Source organism: Streptomyces sp. NPDC047049, assembly GCF_040643995.1.
Taxonomy (GTDB): Bacteria; Actinomycetota; Actinomycetes; order Streptomycetales; family Streptomycetaceae; genus Streptomyces; species Streptomyces mooreae.
Genome location: NZ_JBEYVM010000021.1, coordinates 37,499 through 54,718, shown reverse-complemented (window position 1 = coordinate 54,718; position 17,220 = coordinate 37,499). Strand labels below are relative to the sequence as shown.

Sequence of the window (17,220 nt, the reverse complement as noted above, 5' to 3'; positions counted from 1 at the left end):
AGCCGGTACCGGTGGCGCGTCCAACCGGTCGCACGCAACAGCGATGGGGGAGTGAAGACGAACTTGCGGCACACGTGGACGTACGTGACGCTTCCGTCGATGAGGTGGTTTTCGCCGTGGCGATTGCGGATGACGCCGCACCGCATCCGCGCACCCGCTACTGCCACTGTTCGAACGGCGCACCAGCGGATGGATGCCGCCACACACGGTCGTACGCGAAGGGGGAGGCGAGCTGTGGTGGGGCGCGGTGAGGAGCCGATCGATCCGGGCGAGGGACCGGTGCAGCGATTCGCATTCGAGCTGCGCAAGCTACGCGGAGAGGCGGGCAGTCCGACCTACCGAGTGATGGCCAAAGACGCGGGAAACTCGATCGCTGCTCTGGCCCGCGCGGCGGCGGGGGAGACACTGCCGTCCCCGCCACTGGCACTGGCCTATGTCAAGGCGTGCGGCGGAGACTTGGCGGAGTGGGAGCAGCGATGGGACGCAGTTCAGTGCTGGCGCCCTTGAGGACAACGCCCGGGCAGCGGGCCGCACCCGCATGGTGCTGGAAACCGGCATCAACCTGACGGAGGCCATCTCTCTCTACGTCTCCAACGGTTACGAGCCCTGCGCCAAGTTCGGCCACTACCGCTTCGATGAAATCGGTCGCTGTTATGCAAAGCCGCTCGCCGCCGCCGTCACCGTGTCGGACGCCGCGGCTGTCTGACCGATTCCAGGGGCGCTCACGCAACGGACGGTTGCACCGACCACAACCGGTGGTCTGCCCTGTGGGAGGTGACAGATGTGTCGAGCCGTCAGCCGAGGGTGGTGCGCAGCAGGTCGTCGGCGACGGCCACCGGTCCGTCATAGCGGGTACGTACCGGGGTGGTTCACTGCTCGTCGGTGGCGACTCCGGCGAGATGCGTCAGAAGGAGTTGGTCTACCCCGGCTGCCGCCGCCACACGGCGGACGCCATGAGGCGGGGTGTGGCTCTCCTCCTGGTGCTTGATGAACGCAACGTCGAATCCGCCGGCGCGGAAGTAGTCGAGGTTTACGCACTCATGGAGCAGCAGCCGGGCCCCGCGGGCCAGTCGCACCACATTGTCATGTTCAGCCTCGCCGGCGCGCAGGACAAGCTGGACCAGCTCGATGCCGAAGCAGCCCGCCGATCCTCCGCAGTCGATCTCGGCACGCCAGCCTTCGCCGACATCGCCAATCGCACCACCACTACATCGACGGACCAGCACCATCGCTGAAATCCATGGTCGCCACGAAGCTGAACTGCCTACGCTCCAACCCATGCGAACCGTCTTCGTGTTTCCCGCAGGTGAGCGAGCTGTGACCGTCGCCTCGCTCGATCGGCATCTGCCCGAGCAGTGCAATCCGTGGACTTTGGACGGCAACCTCTACATCGACATCGACGATGAGCAGACCGGCCACCTCTTCTCTGACTGGGATCGCGAGGATGTGGCCATCCTCGAAGCGGCCATCGGACATCACCCCACTTGGGCGGTGCAGATAGACATTTCCGGGCGGATCGACGGCACCGCAGAGGTTCACCAAATGATCGCTCTGCTGCTTGAGCATGGAGGCGTGGCAACGGACAACTACACCACCCACCCATGGACCCTGCCGGAAATCCTGTCTGGAGCGGTGATCGACGGCCTGCGCTTCTTCGACTTTCGCGGCTACCACGAACTCAACCGCGAACACAGGCGCTCCTGACTCGATCAACTCACGAGCGCAAGTTCAGAGAAGCCTGCATCCGCTGTCCCGTCCTGCGGCCCGATCCCTACCAGATGCCCCGCTTGGAGGAGATCCACGCGAACCTGCTCGACCGGCTCCCGGAGGCCAAGGAACAGGGCTGGCTCGGCGAGGTCGCCGCGATCGAGGCCAGCCTCGCCGCCGCCGAGCAGAAGCTCGCCGCCATGCGCGACATCGCCACCCGGCCCACCACCGTCCACCTGGGCATGCCCGATTTCCGCAGCGTCGTCGCGCACATCGACTCCGAGCAGCGAAACGAGGATGCGAAGGGGCAGCCATGAGCACTACAACGAGGGGATGACCGTCTTCCTGTGTTCCAAGTGCGGCACCGCGATCACGCCGGAGCTGACCGAGCTTGCCGCCATCCCTGACGTCTCAGACGACGATCGCGACCGGGACAAGGAGACGCGCCGGGCACCTTCCACCGTTCTGCGGGGCCACTACGCGATCGATCCCGAGCCTTGGGGGCCTCCCTTCGTCGTGCAGGACGATCAGGAACACCCCAAGCCGGCTCAGTCGCGCGGACCTGTGGTCTGCCGTGAAGAAGGCTTCGTCATCTCGGCCGGCAGTCGACACACAGCGCTGGTGCACCCTGATGACGCCGTCGGCCTTCAGCCACTGCCCAACTGGGAGAACAGCAATGGGTGCTGCGGACCGACAGGCGACGAGGGACTCAACCGGGCCTGCCCCTGCGGCGCCCCGGTCGCGACCCTCGCGGCCGACTGTTTCGGGCCCTTCGAACTGCACCTCGACCCCGTCCGGACTTACGCGTTCTCCAAGTGAAGCGCGCGGACGACGTGCACGACACGCCCGACGGAACCCTTCATCCTCCTGCTGCTCGGTCAGTCGCTCGGTGTCGGCCTTGCGGGCCAGTTCTGCCACAAACCGGGCCTGGTCGGCGGCTGTCTGAGAGTCGTTGGCGGCCGTCGTGGCGGCCTTCGCCGCGGCGGTGGACTCCCTCGCGGCGTCCACTGCCCGGCCCGCTTCGTCCGCGGTCTTGTCCACCGCCATGGCCGCGGCCTCGGCGTGCGCTGCGGCGTCATTGGCGGCGTTGCGCGACTGCCGTGCTGCGGCAGCGGCCTGGCGGGCATTGGACTGTGTGGCCTCGGCCGCACGCGTGGCCTGCCTGGCCAGCCGCCGAGCCCGGGCTGCCGTGACCTCTGCCTCGGCAGACTTCGCACCGGCCTCGCCGGCCCAGCGCCCCGCCGCGGCAGCAGCTGTCGCTGCTGCGGCCGCGTTGGCACCCGCACTGGCCGCAGCTCCGGCCGCCTTCGCCGCGTTGTCCGTGGCAATGGCCGACCTGGCCGAGGAGGCCGCGCTGCCCGCCCGGCCGGCGGCATAGGCCGCCTGCGCCGCAGCCGTCGCGGCCACTCGCGCCACCCGGTTCGCCGCGGCAGCCGCAGACACCGCCGTACGCGCCGACTGCGCTGCCCTTCCGGCTGCAGCCGCAGCCCGCGACGCCGCTGCCGCGCCTTGCCCGTGGAGGACTTGGCCTTCTCCGCTTCTTCCGCCGCAACCTGCGCCGCCTCCTTGGCCCGCTGAGTTGCCGTCACCGCCTTGGCCGCCTCCTCCTTGGCCTCCTCGGTCAGCTCGTTGGCCTTCTTCTGCGCCCGGCCGGCGAGCGCGGCCAACTGCGAGACGTAAGGGCCTCCTGGTCCCGCGCGGCGGCGACCTGCCACCCATCGTCCAGGAACTCCTGCACGTCCTCGGGCGAGCCGTCCAGAGCCTGCTGCGCGACCTTCTTGACATTCGGGCCGCCCGCGGTCATCAACTGGGCGACCTCAACCCGATTGTCCACCTCGCGCGCCCGGAACTGCCCCTCCTCGAGGAACCGGCGTCAATCGTCAGCGGAGCCGTCTAGCTGTGCTGTCCCGGCACGTTGGTGACACGCGTGCTGGGTGCTTGAACGAGGTGAGGGCCTTCTGGCTCGGTGGGGATTGCGACATCTACCGCCGAGTGCAGGAGGCCCTCGTGTCCCACCGTAACGCCCCGCTGACGCCGACCGGCAGGCTGCGTCTGGCCCGGTGCGTCGTGGATGACGGCTGGCCGTTGCGCCGGGCCGCGGAACGGTTCCAGGTCAGTCACACGACAGCTGCACGCTGGGCCGGCCGCTACCGACTGCAGGGTCACGCGGGGATGGAGGACCGCTCCAGCAGTCCTCACCACCAGCCTCGCCGCACGTGTGCAGTGGTGGAGGAGAAGGTCGTCAGGTTGCGGTGCGAGCACCGGATCGGCCCACTGCGGCTGGCCGTCCGTGCCGGTGTCGCAGCTTCCACCGCCCACCGGATCCTCAAGCGCCACGGCCTGCCGCCGCTGGCCGCCACCGACCGGGCCACCGGCGAGCTCGTCCGCCGCTACGAACGCGTCCGGCCCGGCGAACTGGTCCACATCGACGTCAAGAAACTCGGCCGCATCCCCGACGGCTGCGGCCACAAAGTCCTCGGCCGGGCCGCCGGACGCAAAAACCGCGCCGGCGTCGGCCTCGCTTACCTCCACACGGCCCTGGACGACCACTCCCGCCTCGCTTACACCGAAGACCTCCCCGACGAGAAGGCGGACACCTGCGCCGGCTTCCTCACCCGCGCGACGGCCTGGTTCGCCACCCGGGGCATCACCGTCGAACGGGTCCTGACCGACAATGCCTGGGCCTACACCAAGAACACCTGGCGCCAGACCTGCCGTGACCTGGACATCCAACCGCGCTGGACACGCCCCTGGCGACCCCAGACCAACGGCAAGGTCGAACGCTTCCACCGCACCCTGCTCGACGAATGGGCCTACCAACAGCCCTACACCTCAGACGCCGAACGCCAGGCAGCGTTCCCCGACTGGCTGGACTGGTACAACTACCACCGACCCCACACCGGCATCAGCGGCCACACCCAGCCAGCCGCGTCACCAACCTCTCCGGACAACACAACTAGCGCCTTTGCCGGCCGCCTCCTTCACGCCCCGCCCGCCGACGGCCATGACCTGCGCCACCTCGACAAGCAGATGGTGTCGTAGGGCTGAACAAAACGGCCGTCCAGGAACGCCTGCAGCTCCTGGATGCCGCCGTCCAGGGCCTTGTTCGCGGCCTCCCGCACGCCCGGCCCGCCCATGGCCATGACCTGCGCCGCCTGAATCCGCAGATCATGCTCCTCAAGCACCGGCAGGTCATCGGTCATGAAGGTACGTACGTCGTCGTCCGACCCCGCCAAAGCGGCTTCGGCCGCCTCCCGCACACCCGGTCCGCCGTTTCGCCAGGCGGCCAGAACGGCCGATCTGTCGTACTCCGGCGCCTCGTCGGCCGCCGCGGGACGCACATCCGTGCCCGCTGGTGCCCGATCGGAGCGACTTGCCGGGCGCCACGTCGCGGCGAGGACCAACCTGTGTGCTCAGGCGGGCTGACGGAGTGCGCTGACCAGTGCGCGTGGGCCGTCGGCGTGGAAGCGGATGGTGTGGGCCTCTTCCGTTGCGCCGAGCGGGCGGGTGAAGGGGAGTGGCCGGTTCAGCTCCAGGGTCACCGAGGTCTGGCTGCCCACGATCAGGTCGAGGATCCCGTCCTCGGAGAGGGTGATCAGGCGGCCCTCGGGATAGCGCCGGTCGATCCGGACCGAGGCGACCGCGTCCGGCGGTACGGCGAGGTCGAAGAGGGCTCCGTAGCGGATCCGCAGAGAGCCGTCGGGGCGCACGACGTGCGGTCGGGTGACGCAGGCTGCGTGCAGGGCCAGCACGAGGACGACGCCGTACAGGTCGAGTACCAGGATCACCCGGTGGACCACCGGCCAAGGGATGAGCAAGGCCAGGACCACCGTCTCGATGACCATCACGAAGAGCAGCCCGTACATCATCGCGGTCTGGGGACCGGTGTACGCGGCAGCGTGGTCCCCGGGGCGCACCCCGTGCGTGCCGCGCCGGACCCACCGCCCCAGGGAGGCGAGGGCGCGCAGTTCGTGGAGGACTAGGCGGCGGACTGTCACCGGTACCGCCTCCTGTACGGCGGCCCGCCGCGCCGCCCGGCGGTCCGCGCCGCGGGCGCGCGCGGCTACGTACAGCGAGCGCAGCACCCATGCCTCGAGCAGCAGCACCGCGAGCACCAGCGCCTCGGCGCCCGCCAGCGCCCACCCTGGTGGCCGGGCCCCGGCCACCAGGCAGGCCGCCAGGGCCAGTTCTCCCGGCAGCACGGCGGATACCGCGACCCGCGCCGCCCGTACGCCTCTTGGCCGGTCGCTCATCCCCGGTCCCTTTCCATGAACGCGTCCATGAGTTGGCCCACGACTTCCGCTTGCGCTGGGGTGTACTCGGCGAGCAGCGCCTCCTTGAACCCGCTCACGACGACCGCGTCCTCGGGGATTGCGGCGAAGAGCTCCTCTGGGACGGCTGCCATCAGGGCAGCTGCCAAGGGTGCGATGCGCGGATCGTCGGTGGGGGCTTCGGCGAGCGCGTCGAGGCGCTCATACAGTTCGACAACTGCAGGATCGCCGACCAGCGTCCCGAGCAGCGCGAGCATCTCTTGGTTACCGGTGCTGGTGGCGTCCAGCAGCGTGAGGTACTCGCGGTCCTTGGCCGCGCTCGGCGAGTCTGTTCGGGGGGCCTGCGCCAGCAGTGCGGCGAGGGCGGGTGAGACGGGCCCGCGCCGGGCGGCTTTGCAAGCAAGGCGCCGAGCCGGCAGCGGCGCTCCCTGATGTCGGCTTCCTGGCGGGCCAGGTCGGCGACGAGTTCTTCCAATATCTCGGTCAGTTCGCGTCCGGCATCGTCGGCGAGGGCGTCGCGCACTTCATCGAGGCTGAGGCCGAGTTCGGTGAGCCGGCGCACCCGGGCGAGCAGGACGGCGTCGCGGACGCTGTAGGCCCGGTAGCCGTTGGGGCGCCGCTCCGGTTCCGGAAGCAGGCCGACATGGTGGTAGTGCCGGATCGCCCGGGTGGTGAGCCCCACGAGCGCGGCGATCTCTCCGATTCGCATGCCGCCAGTAGAAACCCTGCCGTTGTGTCAAGGTCAAGCGGTGGAACTCGTCGGGCCAAACGATTCGAGGGCGTCTACGCGCCGGAGTGGCGCGTGTGCGCCAGCGCACGCATCTGGCCGGAGTCCGCTCCCGCTACCTCTCGTCGTCCTCGTCGAGTTCGACTGTGTCCGGGGCGCGAAGAGGGCGTAGGGCGCCGCCAGCCGGGGTGGAGACGGTGAAGCTGTAGCGGCCCAGGACGTTGAGGTTGCGGTGCTTGAGAGGGGGACAGGCGGGAGACGTCCTCGTCCCGGATCTCGTGTCCTTCGGCGCGGAGCTGGGCGCGGCGGCGTCGATGTACCGGGTGGCCTACAGCACCACGGCGTTGAGGACCAGGCCCAGGGAGCCGAGTTGGCCCTCCATCCTCTCCCGATACGCCTGATGGATGGTGTCGCGCTTGCCGTGGCACACGTCGCGGGCCAGCTTGTGCCGGGACTCCTGCACGGTGAGCTGGCGGTTCATCTGGCGGCGGTAGGTGTCGTCGACCGGGTCGACGACGGGAGCAGGTGCTCGGTCTTGGCGATCCCGCCGTATCCGGCGAATGCCTGACCCAACGGGGTCGGGTGGCCTTCGCGTCCGAACATCCGCAGCAGGTCGTAGGCGCGTACCTGGTTGGTGACCAGGGAACCGGCGACCCGGAGCATGTCCGGCCAGTGAGTGATCACCTTGTTCAGGTTGACCCGGTTGCGGGCCAGCGGGTCCAGCGGCCCGTACGTGCCAGTCTCTACACCGGGAAGGGACGCGCGCCAGAACCGCTGGTCGTCCAGATCCTTGAACCGGGGACTGAAGTTGTAGCCCAAGATGCGGGAGATCCCGAACACGATGTCGCTGTACGAGGCGTTGTGTGCCGCCTGGCCTGCAGGTCCCCAGTTCGGCTTGCCGCCGGGAAGGCCCCGATCTCCGTTCTGCCCCATGAGCATCAGGAAGAGGCTCTTCAGAGCGGCCAGCCCACGGGCGCGCTGGATCGCCGCCTCGTCTGCCTGCGCGTACATGTCGAAGAACCGTGAGGCCGTTCCCGCGGGCAGCAGCACCCATGCGGCGGCGAGGTCCCATGCCGGGTCGCCGGCGAACAGGTCACCGAAGTCGACGATGCCCGAGAGCGTTCCGTCCGAGACGACGACGTTCGCGGGATGGAGGTCGCCGTGCACCCACACCGGCGGGCCCTCCCTCCCATGCGTGGGCCGCAACCGCGTCGTCCCAGACGGCCCGGACGTCGTCAGCGATGTCGTCAAGGGCAACGGCCTGGAAGAAGTTCTCGAAGCCGTCCGTGCAGTTCCTGGGATGGGCACCGCGGTCCGTAGTGATCGGCGCCTCGGCGGGCGCCTCCACATGGAGCGCCCGGAGGAAGCCCGCCAGCGCGTCGGCCGCGTGGGTGCCGCGGCTGATCGAGCCGTGGTCCAGCGGCTCGCCGGGAACCCACGTCATCACGGTCCAGTGCTTGGGGAAGCGCTCGGACGGTTCGCCGAACCGCACCGGGGTCGGCACCGGGAGCGGCAGGCGCGGGGCCAGCACGGGTAGCCACCGCCGCTCCTTGAGCTGGAGCTCCGGGGTGGGGTCCATCCGCTGCATGCGCACGGCCAACTCGTCCCCGAGACGCGTGGTGCCGGCGGCGGCTTCGCGCTCCAGCTGCGGTTCACCTCCGTCTGCGCGGAGAGCACACGCGGGGACCGGCAAGCAACTCCCGTCCGACCGGCTCACCTCCGCCTACGCAGAGAGCACGCCACGCTGTGCTGTCGTACACCGTCAGGAGCGGATCACCTCCATCCGTGAGGAGAGCACCACCCCGGGCGTATCGCTCGATCCCAGAATGCGGTTCACCGTCCACAACCTCCCCGGTCAGTACACCTAGTAGCCGCTGGACGGCAAGCAGCGTCGTGCGGTGCTGCATGTGAGGTCACCAAAGGGCGGATTGATCCGCGGCCTCGAAGCCTGACGCTCTGTCATCGCTGTTGGTGGAACAGGGTAGGTTCGGAGTGCATCTGACCACAGGCGCTCCGGAGGGAACCGTGGCCGCTTCCGGCTTCGATATCGACACAGACCAATTGAAGAGTGAAGCACCGAAGTTCCAGAGGGAGTCTGCCGCCTTGGCGAAGGCAGCAGAGAAGCTGAAGCACTCACTCGATGGGCTCGGCGAGCCATGGGGAAACGACGAACAGGGCAAGAAGTTCGAAGGTGTCTACAGCCCGCATCGCACCCAAATCGAGCGCGCCGCCCAGGCGTTGGTGAAAGGTCTGGAAAGCATTCAAAAGTCCATGAAGGACATGACCGATAACCACGAGGACGCGGATCACTCCAGCGCCTCGGGCTTCAGCTCGCATGGGAGCGGTACGCGTTGAGTGCTGGAGACAAGGCCAAGGAGATAGTCCAGGACCTCACGGGCATGTGGTTTCCGGAGGGTGACGAGGACGAGCTCCGGGAAGCCGCACGGGCTTGGCGCACCTTTGCCGACGACGTAAAGGACATCACCTCCGCGACGCATAAGTCTGCACAGGATGTCATCGACAACAATAAGGGCAAGTCGATCGACGCCTTTGAGGCCTTCTGGCGGAAGTACCATGGCGGAGGCAAGGGCTACCTGGACGACGTTGCCTCCGCTGCGGAGGGTATGGCAAAGGCACTGGACAAGTTCGCGGACCAGATAGCCGACGCGAAGAAGAAGATCGAACACGAGCTGGAGATCGCAGGAGCGGTGCTGGTCGCCGGGACGGCGCTGGCGCTGTTCACCGGCGGCATCAGCGAGGTCGCGGCGGCCGGCGCCACCGAGGCGATCGTCGCCGCAGCCGGCACGGCGGGCGTCGCCGTCTCCGCCACCGTCGCCGAAATCGCCGGAACGGTACTGGCCACCGCGGCCATGGGCAGCATCGAGGCCATCACCGTGGACGTGGTGGTGGCCCAGGGCGGACGCAATCTGCTCGGTGAGCAACACGGCATCAACCTCGCCGAGATCAAGGACGCCGGTGTCTCCGGCTTGCTGCTGGGCGGCGCCTTCGGTGCGGCCGGCCGCACCGCCAAGGCGCTGGGCGGTGCCCGTGCGCTGCGCGACATCAAAGTGCCCCGGCTGGAACTGGCCGGCACCGGTCGCGCCTCCCTGGTCCGCGTCGACAACGGCCTGCGGAACTTCGGCCGCGACTTCAAGTGCCGGGTGCTGAAGAAGGACCCCGTGGATGTGGCGAGTGGCCGTATGGTGCTGCCGCAGGCCGACACTCACCTGCCCGGCGCGCTGCCGCTGGCTTTCAGTCGCACCTTCGAGTCCTCCTACCGGGCCGGGCACTGGTTCGGCTCCGCCTGGGCCTCCACCGTTGACGAGCGCCTGGAGCTTGACGAGCAGGGCGTGGTCCATGTCGGTGCGGACGGTACCTTGCGTTCCTTTCCGCACCCGGAGCCGGGCGGCACAGGCGTACGGCCCGATACGGGGCCGCCCCAGATGCTGCGGCGCACCGCGGCGGGCGACTTCGAGCTCAGCGACCCGGCCACCGGCCACACCCGGGTGTTTACTGAACACGCTCCGGGCCTGGCGCTGTTGGAGGAGATCAGGGATCGCAACGGGCATTGGATCAACTTCGCCTACGACGAGACCGGTGCCCCTGTCGAGATCACCCACAGCGGCGGCTACCGCCTCAAGCTGACCACCCATGCCCACCGAATAACCGCCCTGCACTTGGTCGGCGCCGCCGCGGACGGCGGCGACCAGCTGCTCGCCGCCTACGGCTACGACGAGATGGGGCACCTTGCCACGGTCAGCACCCCGGCCAGCGAGACCCCACTCCGCTTCGAGAACGACGCGGTCGGCCGGATCACGGCCTGGATCGACACCAACGGCTCCCGCTTCGATTACACCTACGACGACCGGGACCGCTGTACCGCCCAAACCGGTTCCGCCGGCCATCTGCGCTCCACCTTCACTTACGACCGCGAGCCGAATTCCGGTCTGCGTCGCACCCGGCTGACCGACTCCCTCGGCCACACCAGCACCTATCTGGCCAATGAGTCCCTACAGGTCGTTGCGGAGACCGACCCGCTGGGGCAGACCACCCGTACCGACTGGGACCGCTTCGACCGCGCCGTGGCTACCACGGATGCTCTGGGCCATGTCACCCGCCGGACCTACGACGAGGCAGGCAACCTCACCTGCATCACCCTCCCCGACGGGACCACCGGCCAGGCCGCCTACAACGACCTCGGCCTGCCCACCCAGGTCATAGAGCCGGGCGGCACCACCTGGCACCACACCTACGATGCCGCCGGCAACCTCCTGACCACCACGGACCCGGCCGGTGCCGAAACCCGCTACGCCTATAGCACCTCCGGCGACCTGACCACCATCACCGATGCGCTGGGCCACACTCGCCACCTCACCTGCAACCAGGCCGGTCTGCCGACCGCAGTCACCGACCCCCTGGGCCACACCACCACGGTCGCTCGTGACGCCTTCGGACGCGTCACCTGCGCCACCGACCCGCTGGGCAACACCACCCGCCTGAGCTGGACGCCCCAGGGCAACCCCGCATGGCGCGAGGCTCCCGACGGGGCACGGGAAAGCTGGACCTGGGACGGCGAGGGCAACCTCCTCGCCCACACCGACGCGGCAGGCCACACCACCTGCCTCACCCACGGCTCCTTCGACCTGCCCCTCACCCGCACCGACCCCGACGGCACCGCCTACGCCTTCGCGTACGACACCGAACTCCGCCTCACCCAGGTCACCAACCCGCAGGGCCTCAGCTGGACGTACTCCTACGACCCGGCCGGACGCCTCACCTCCGAGACCGACTTCAACGGCCGCACCCTCACCTACACCCACGATGCCGCGGGCCGACTCGCCTCACGTACCAATGGCGCGGGGGAGACCCTCACCTTCACCCGCGACGCCTTCGGTCGCACCACCTCATTCACCACGGACGACGGCACGGAGACGGCATACGAGTACGCCCCATCCGGCCACCTCGTGCGCACCGCCAACCCCGATGCCACTGTCACTTGGCAACACGACTTTCTCGGCCGCGTCCTGACCGAGACCGTGGACGGCCGGACCACCGCCTACAGCTACAATCCCCTCGGCCAGCGCACCAGCCGCACCACGCCCACCGGCTTCGTCTCCCGGTGGTCCTACGACGCGGCAGGCCGCCCCGCATCCCTGAGCGCTGATGGCGGAAATCTCAGCTTCACTTATGACGCCACAGGCCGCGAAGTCGCACGCCGCCTGGGCAGGGACGTGCTCCTCACCCAGAACTGGGACGCCACCGGCCGCCTCACCGCCCAAGCCCTCACCCGCCACCGGACACCCGACGACGACCTTCTTCTCCAGCACCGCACCTACGCCTACCACGTCGACGGCAACCTCTCCGATATCAGCGACCTGACCAGCGGAATGCGGCACTTCGACTTGGACAGCGCGGGACGTGTGACGGGTGTACGCGCCCACGGTTGGACCGAGACCTACGCCTACGACACAGCAGGCAACCTCACCCACGCAGCCGCCCCCGACCACCCGGCGAACGGCGACCACGACTTCACCGGCACTCTCTTGACCCGTGCCGGACACACCACCTACGAGCACGACGCCCAAGGCCGCCTTACCCGCAAGGCCCGCAAACTCCTCAACGGACAGAGCCGCACCTGGACCTACGCCTACAACGCCGAAGACCGCCTCACCCAAGCCACCACCCCTGAGGGCGAAACCTGGCGCTACACCTACGACCCCCTCGGCCGCCGCACTGCCAAATACCGCCTCGCCGACGACGGAACCACCACTGCCTCCCTCGCCTTCACCTGGGACGGCACCCGCCTCGCCGAACAAACTGCTTCAGACGGTCAGATCACCACCTGGGACTACGCCCCGGAAACCCACTGTCCCCTGACCCAGACCACCCGCGCCACCCCGGCCGGCACTCCGTGCTTCCATGCCGTCATCACCGACCTGAGCGGCACTCCCACCGAACTGGTCACCACCGAAGGCGACATCGCCTGGCAGCACCGCACCACCCTGTGGGGAACGCCGCTGCCGCCATCGGCCGGCAGCGTGGGCCGCACCGTCACCACCGACTGCCCGCTGCGCTTCCCCGGCCAATACCTCGACCCCGAGACCGGCCTCCACTACAACCACTTCCGCCATTACGATCCCGAAACCGCCCGCTACACCACCCCCGACCCCCTCGGGCTCGTCCCCGCGCCCAACCACCACGCCTACGTAATCAACCCCCACAGCTGGACCGATCCCAACGGCCTTGCCGCCTGCGAGCCGGACCCCACATGGGGCGGGCGCGTGCAGTTCGGCGAGCCCGACGCGCTGGGCCGCTCGACGACCATGCACGCGACGATCACACGCGACATGATCGGCGAAGGCACACATGCCGCCAGCCGCATCAGGCCACGCGGTTTCGAGGGCGGCCCTCCTGTGGGGCCGCATGCCCGAGGCCATCTGCTGGGCAGGCAACTTGGGGGATCTGGTGATATCGACGAGAACCTCGTCACGCTGGTTCACCGGCCTGTCAACACTCCCAACATGGCGCGCCTCGAAGGGCAAATACGCCGCGCGGTGGAGGGAGGCGAGACAATGCAGTACACGGTCAAGCCCATATACGATGGCAACAATCTCGTCCCGCGAGGGGTGACCCTGGAAGCACACGGATCCAACGGGTTCCGGTTCCACAGCCGAGACGGCAGCGAATTCAACTCGATCACTCTGTTGAACAGGAGCAAGTGATGTCTATCAGGAAACTGCGCGAGGTCGTCGCGCCGCCTTCCCAAAACAGTGGCCGGGAATACTCCTGGGAGGCCGTCGAGGGCGACCTGCAGTTCCCTTTGCCGACGGACTACAAGGAACTGGTCGAAACCTACGGGGCCGGCAGCTTCGGTGATTTCCTGCACATCTACCAGCCCAATTCTCCCTGGGAACAGCTGGACCTCAAACAACAGGCAGAAGGCGAGCTGTGGGCACTGAGGGAACTCGCAGAGGACGGGGAGGAAATCCCCTACCAGCTCTCAGAACCTGCCGAACTCATCAGCTTCGGACGCAACGAGAACGGTGACCCGCTCTTCTGGCACCGGGGCCCCGGAAATGACCCCGATACCTGGACCGTCGTGGTCAAGGAAGCACGCGGCGACGAATGGTTTTCGTTCGACGGCGGCGTGACCGAATTTTTGAGTGCGGTCCTCGCCCGCGAAGTACGGGTCACCGTATTTCCTGGGGACTTTCCGCCGGACACCCCTGAGTTCACTCCGTACGACGCTTCGTAGCTCCAGCGACGCTGGAAACCTGTTTTACAGGGCAACTCCTGCCACGACTCCGTTGCGGCAGGAGTATGCGAAAGAACCTAACCGCGCAATCAGCGGTCTACTCAACTGCCGGTCCCTCCAGGTCGGCTCACCTCCGCTCCCGCGGAGGTGAGCCGTGGTCTTCTCCACCTTCACGCCGGTGGGGGCCGTCCGCTCCGCGCAGGCGGAGGTGAGCCGGAGGACGAGGCTAGCGCCCGGCGGGCGCAGCGGTCCGCTCCGCGCAGGCGGAGGTGAACCACCGGCAAATAGGAGTTGCCAAAGAGTCCAGTGCTCTCCGCGGAAGCGGAGGTGAACCGGATCACCGCCCAAGGTCCGCGCCAAGGCCCAGTGCTGTCCGCGAGAGCGGAAGTGATCCGCGAAGCTTTCGAGCGCGCGGGACACTCGTGCTGCGCTGATGAGCCCGGCCTTGGGCTCGTCTCGGCCACGCCCGAGTGGTGGCCGCAGCGAGTACTGGCCCCCGGCTGGCCGCAGTCCGCAAAGCCGTACCCGCCGCCTCCGACGCCCTATGTGGCCGAGGCCCGCCCCTCCGGTCCACTCCGTCCGGCGGCCGGACCGCTCCGGGAGGCATCGCCGCGGTGTTCCCGCGCGGCGTCGGATAAGCCCTCGTTATCCGACGCGAGGGACTGTCCAAGAGCCGATCGGTTGTCGGACGGCGAACCGGACCGGTGGAAGCGGGGACCTGCAGCGTCCAACAAGCCCGTTCAGGAAGGCGGCAGGAACGACCATGAGACGGTCGTCGAGCCGCCCGAACGAAACGGCAAGATGACCGGCATCCCGCTTCTCCTCTAACCGCCCTGAGGCCGTAGGGGTCCTGAGTACAAATACTCAGGACCCCTGAAGCCTCTTTCGAAAGTATGTGCCCTATGACCAGTTCCCGAGCTGCACGGCCCCTCAAGGGGGCGGCAGTCACTGCGTTCGCCATCCTTGTCTGCCACGTCATCCTCAGCGCCGGATATGCCGCCGCGAGGGCCAAGAAGCGGGCCGACCCGAGCAACGCCTGGGCGGATTTCGACGTGCGCCTGGCGACCTTCGCTCTGGGGCTCGTGATCGTGATGCCTCTGATTTTGTGGATAGGCATGCGGATCACGGGAGAGAAGGACAACTACGCGCTCGTCATCGGCGGCAGTCTGGCCTGGCTGTTCGGAGCCGGCTACAACCTCAGTTACATCGAGTGCACGCCAAGCAAGCACCTGCCGTTGCCGTTGCTCGTCGCCCTGGTGGCTGTCGGGGGGCTTCTGTCTCTCGACAGCGTGGCGTCCCAACTGACAGGGCGTGCGAAAAGCTGAGGGGTTTCGGATCAAGCTCCTCAGCTTCCACCGCAGGCGGGCGCAGCGGCTGCCGTAGATGGTCGTGTGCGCACTCTGCGTGGTCGCGGAGGATGGCTTCCCGACACCTCCTGCAGCGCCTTCGCTGATCTGCGGGTCGACTCGGCCAGCCAAATGAGGTCGGGTCTGGTGTGGGGCAGTGGTTCGGCACGGGGACGAAAGGAAGACCGGGCGAAGGCGTACCGGCGGCTGCTGGACGCCTCCACCCGCTCGTTTAACTGGGCGTTTCAGTTCTCCCACCTACAGCGCGAGGTGGGCCGGGCGGCGCACAAGCTGTTGCTGGACCAACTCCCCCAGGCGTGGGAGATCAGCGGCGAACTCATCGGCGCGCTGCACGGCGTACGGCTGTGCGGCACCGTGCCGGTCATCGCCGCGGCGGAGGATCTGGTCGCCGCGACCAGCGACCTGGAGCTGAACGAGAAGGACGGCGACCGCTTCCAGCAGCAGGCTGAGGCGGTCGTCGCAGCCCAGGGCGCATTCCTCGATGCCTGCCGGGAGGACCTGCCGTACGCCACGAAGCAGTCGCGGCGGAGATGTTCGAGCCCGTTCGCGCGGGCGGATCAGCGTCGGTGGGGCGAGGTCTATTTGCGGGGGCTGTTGCTGGACGGGCGGCGCAAGTCCGTGGAGCCGATGGCCGCCCGGCTGGGTGAGGACGGCAACCGGCAGGCTCTGGCCCACTTCATCACCACCAGCCCGTGGGAGGCGGCGCATGTGCGGGCCCGCCTGGCCTGGCGGATGCAGCAGGTGGTCACGCCGACCGCGCTGATCGTCGATGACACCGGCTTCCTCAAGGACGGGGACGCCTCGGCGTGCGTGGCCCGGCAGTACACCGGCACCGCGGGCAAGGTCACCAACTGCCAGGCCGGCGTCTCGCTGCATCTGGCCTCCGACGCAGCGTCGGCGGCCGTCGACTGGCGCCTGTTCCTGCCCGAGAGCTGGGACCCCGCCTCGCCGAAGGCCGATCCGGCCAAGGTGGCCCGCCGCACGAAGTGCGGCATCCCCGAAGAGGTCGGCCATGTCGAGAAGTGGCAGCTGGCCCTGGACATGATCGACGAGACCAGGTCGTGGGGCATCGAGGTCCCCCTCATCGTCGCCGACGGAGGCTACGGCGATGCCGCGGCCTTCCGCCTCGGCCTGGAGGAACGCGGCCTTGACTACGTGGTGGGCATCTCCACCACGACCACTGCCCAGCCGGAGGAAGCCAGGCCCCACACCCCGCCCTACGGCGGTCGCGGGCCCCGGCCGCAGCCCGTTTACCCGCAGCCGGCCCACGCCGTGAAGAAGCTGGTCATCGAGGCCGGCAAGCGGGCCGCGAAGCCGGTGCAGTGGCGGGAAGGCTCCCGCCCGGGCAGCGGCCGCAGCGGTGTCAAGCGCATGTACTCACGGTTCGTGGCCCTGCGGATCAGGCCCGCCGGACGCGAGATCCGCAAGAACACCGACGGACCCGAACTGCCCGTGCGCTGGCTGCTGGCCGAATGGCCCGCCACCGAGCCCGAACCCGTCCAGTTCTGGCTGTCCAACCTGCCCGCTGACACCCCGCTGGCCACCCTCGTGCGCACCGCGAAGCTGCGCTGGCGCATCGAGCACGACTACCGCGAGATGAAGCAGGCCCTGGGCCTGGCCCACTTCGAAGGCCGCACCTGGCGAGGCTGGCACCACCACGTCACCCTCGTCTCCGTCGCCCACGCCTTCTGCACCCTCCAGCGCACCGCCCGGTCCCCAAAAGAGCCGGCGTCGGCCTGAGCCTCTACAAGGTCACCCGCGAACTCCAGCTACTCCTCGCGGTCTGGACCGGCGCCTGCCCCACCTGTCACCGCGACATACCCACAGCGATACCGACCTGACCAAGCACTACTAGTGCTCTGACCGGGTTTGTTCGCCGGGTTGATGGCTCTG

General features: G+C 68.4%; 13 protein-coding genes and 7 pseudogenes. 13 read left to right on the top strand and 7 right to left on the bottom strand.

The window, feature by feature from the left end; genetic code table 11:
- Positions 1 to 237: 237 nt before the first annotated feature.
- Together ABZ851_RS31740 and ABZ851_RS31735 are read left to right on the top strand one after the other, a co-directional pair.
- Positions 238 to 480, top strand: a pseudogene (locus tag ABZ851_RS31740) (helix-turn-helix domain-containing protein); the annotation flags it as partial.
- A gap of 19 nt (positions 481 to 499) precedes the next feature.
- Positions 500 to 706, top strand: a pseudogene (locus ABZ851_RS31735) (hypothetical protein); the annotation flags it as partial.
- Between the two features lie 163 nt (positions 707 to 869).
- Here ABZ851_RS31735 and ABZ851_RS31730 read toward each other — a convergent pair.
- Positions 870 to 1,079, bottom strand: a complete 210-nt coding sequence (locus ABZ851_RS31730; RefSeq protein ID WP_361134914.1) for a hypothetical protein — start codon at positions 1,077 to 1,079, stop codon at positions 870 to 872.
- 6 nt (positions 1,080 to 1,085) lie between these two features.
- On the opposite strand from ABZ851_RS31730, the gene ABZ851_RS31725 reads away from it, so the two are divergent.
- The 5 genes from ABZ851_RS31725 (at position 1,086) to ABZ851_RS31705 (ending at position 3,085) form a co-directional block, all read left to right on the top strand.
- Positions 1,086 to 1,235: a hypothetical protein gene (locus ABZ851_RS31725; RefSeq protein WP_361134911.1), complete on the top strand. Its 150-nt coding sequence runs from the start codon at positions 1,086 to 1,088 to the stop codon at positions 1,233 to 1,235.
- Positions 1,236 to 1,278: 43 nt separating this feature from the next.
- On the top strand, positions 1,279 to 1,704 hold the full coding sequence (locus tag ABZ851_RS31720; protein ID WP_361134909.1) for a hypothetical protein: 426 nt from the start codon (positions 1,279 to 1,281) through the stop codon (positions 1,702 to 1,704).
- Positions 1,705 to 1,778: 74 nt separating this feature from the next.
- On the top strand, positions 1,779 to 2,024 hold the full coding sequence (locus tag ABZ851_RS31715) for a hypothetical protein (RefSeq protein WP_361134906.1): 246 nt from the start codon (positions 1,779 to 1,781) through the stop codon (positions 2,022 to 2,024).
- Positions 2,025 to 2,040: 16 nt separating this feature from the next.
- The gene (locus ABZ851_RS31710; RefSeq protein WP_361134903.1) at positions 2,041 to 2,526 is read left to right on the top strand and encodes a hypothetical protein; all 486 of its coding nucleotides are present in this window, start codon (positions 2,041 to 2,043) and stop codon (positions 2,524 to 2,526) included.
- 370 nt (positions 2,527 to 2,896) lie between these two features.
- Positions 2,897 to 3,085, top strand: coding sequence for a hypothetical protein (locus ABZ851_RS31705; RefSeq protein ID WP_361134900.1), 189 nt, complete (start codon positions 2,897 to 2,899; stop codon positions 3,083 to 3,085).
- 243 nt (positions 3,086 to 3,328) lie between these two features.
- Here the strand turns inward: ABZ851_RS31705 and ABZ851_RS31700 are convergent, their stop codons facing one another.
- Complete coding sequence (locus ABZ851_RS31700) at positions 3,329 to 3,541, bottom strand: ALF repeat-containing protein (RefSeq protein WP_361134897.1); 213 nt, start codon at positions 3,539 to 3,541, stop codon at positions 3,329 to 3,331.
- Positions 3,542 to 3,714: 173 nt separating this feature from the next.
- Here ABZ851_RS31700 and ABZ851_RS31695 point away from each other — a divergent pair.
- Positions 3,715 to 4,667 (top strand): annotated as a pseudogene (locus tag ABZ851_RS31695) (IS481 family transposase).
- Positions 4,668 to 4,688: 21 nt separating this feature from the next.
- Here ABZ851_RS31695 and ABZ851_RS31690 read toward each other — a convergent pair.
- From ABZ851_RS31690 to ABZ851_RS31670, 5 genes and pseudogenes are all read right to left on the bottom strand, one after another.
- Positions 4,689 to 4,910, bottom strand: coding sequence for an ALF repeat-containing protein (locus ABZ851_RS31690; RefSeq protein WP_361135102.1), 222 nt, complete (start codon positions 4,908 to 4,910; stop codon positions 4,689 to 4,691).
- Between the two features lie 210 nt (positions 4,911 to 5,120).
- Complete coding sequence (locus tag ABZ851_RS31685) at positions 5,121 to 5,960, bottom strand: hypothetical protein (protein ID WP_361134894.1); 840 nt, start codon at positions 5,958 to 5,960, stop codon at positions 5,121 to 5,123.
- Positions 5,957 to 6,687, bottom strand: a pseudogene (locus tag ABZ851_RS31680) (MerR family transcriptional regulator). Before ABZ851_RS31680 ends, ABZ851_RS31685 begins: the two are co-directional and overlap by 4 nt.
- A gap of 133 nt (positions 6,688 to 6,820) precedes the next feature.
- Positions 6,821 to 7,566 (bottom strand): annotated as a pseudogene (locus ABZ851_RS31675) (Tn3 family transposase); the annotation flags it as partial.
- 3 nt (positions 7,567 to 7,569) lie between these two features.
- A pseudogene (locus tag ABZ851_RS31670) lies at positions 7,570 to 8,320 on the bottom strand (aminoglycoside phosphotransferase family protein); the annotation flags it as partial.
- A gap of 410 nt (positions 8,321 to 8,730) precedes the next feature.
- Between ABZ851_RS31670 and ABZ851_RS31665 the strand changes: the two are divergent.
- The 5 genes and pseudogenes from ABZ851_RS31665 (at position 8,731) to ABZ851_RS31645 (ending at position 17,067) form a co-directional block, all read left to right on the top strand.
- Positions 8,731 to 9,060, top strand: a complete 330-nt coding sequence (locus tag ABZ851_RS31665; protein WP_361134890.1) for a WXG100 family type VII secretion target — start codon at positions 8,731 to 8,733, stop codon at positions 9,058 to 9,060.
- A complete protein-coding gene (locus ABZ851_RS31660) occupies positions 9,057 to 13,427 on the top strand; it encodes an RHS repeat-associated core domain-containing protein (RefSeq protein WP_361134887.1) in 4,371 nt (1,456 codons plus the stop codon). The genes ABZ851_RS31665 and ABZ851_RS31660 overlap by 4 nt, the downstream gene beginning before the upstream one ends.
- On the top strand, positions 13,427 to 13,960 hold the full coding sequence (locus ABZ851_RS31655) for an SMI1/KNR4 family protein (RefSeq protein ID WP_361134884.1): 534 nt from the start codon (positions 13,427 to 13,429) through the stop codon (positions 13,958 to 13,960). The genes ABZ851_RS31660 and ABZ851_RS31655 overlap by 1 nt, the downstream gene beginning before the upstream one ends.
- A gap of 902 nt (positions 13,961 to 14,862) precedes the next feature.
- A complete protein-coding gene (locus tag ABZ851_RS31650; protein WP_361134881.1) occupies positions 14,863 to 15,285 on the top strand; it encodes a hypothetical protein in 423 nt (140 codons plus the stop codon).
- 572 nt (positions 15,286 to 15,857) lie between these two features.
- Positions 15,858 to 17,067: pseudogene (locus ABZ851_RS31645) on the top strand (IS701 family transposase).
- Positions 17,068 to 17,220: the final 153 nt, after the last annotated feature.

Coding starts and splice junctions, on each gene's coding strand:
- ABZ851_RS31725 (WP_361134911.1), top strand. CDS start 1,086: ATGTTCAGCCTCGCCGGCGCGCAGGACAAGCTGGACCAGCTCGATGCC.
- ABZ851_RS31720 (WP_361134909.1), top strand. CDS start 1,279: ATGCGAACCGTCTTCGTGTTTCCCGCAGGTGAGCGAGCTGTGACCGTC.
- ABZ851_RS31715 (WP_361134906.1), top strand. CDS start 1,779: ATGCCCCGCTTGGAGGAGATCCACGCGAACCTGCTCGACCGGCTCCCG.
- ABZ851_RS31710 (WP_361134903.1), top strand. CDS start 2,041: ATGACCGTCTTCCTGTGTTCCAAGTGCGGCACCGCGATCACGCCGGAG.
- ABZ851_RS31690 (WP_361135102.1), bottom strand. CDS start 4,910: ATGACCGATGACCTGCCGGTGCTTGAGGAGCATGATCTGCGGATTCAG.
- ABZ851_RS31685 (WP_361134894.1), bottom strand. CDS start 5,960: ATGAGCGACCGGCCAAGAGGCGTACGGGCGGCGCGGGTCGCGGTATCC.
- ABZ851_RS31655 (WP_361134884.1), top strand. CDS start 13,427: ATGTCTATCAGGAAACTGCGCGAGGTCGTCGCGCCGCCTTCCCAAAAC.
- ABZ851_RS31650 (WP_361134881.1), top strand. CDS start 14,863: ATGACCAGTTCCCGAGCTGCACGGCCCCTCAAGGGGGCGGCAGTCACT.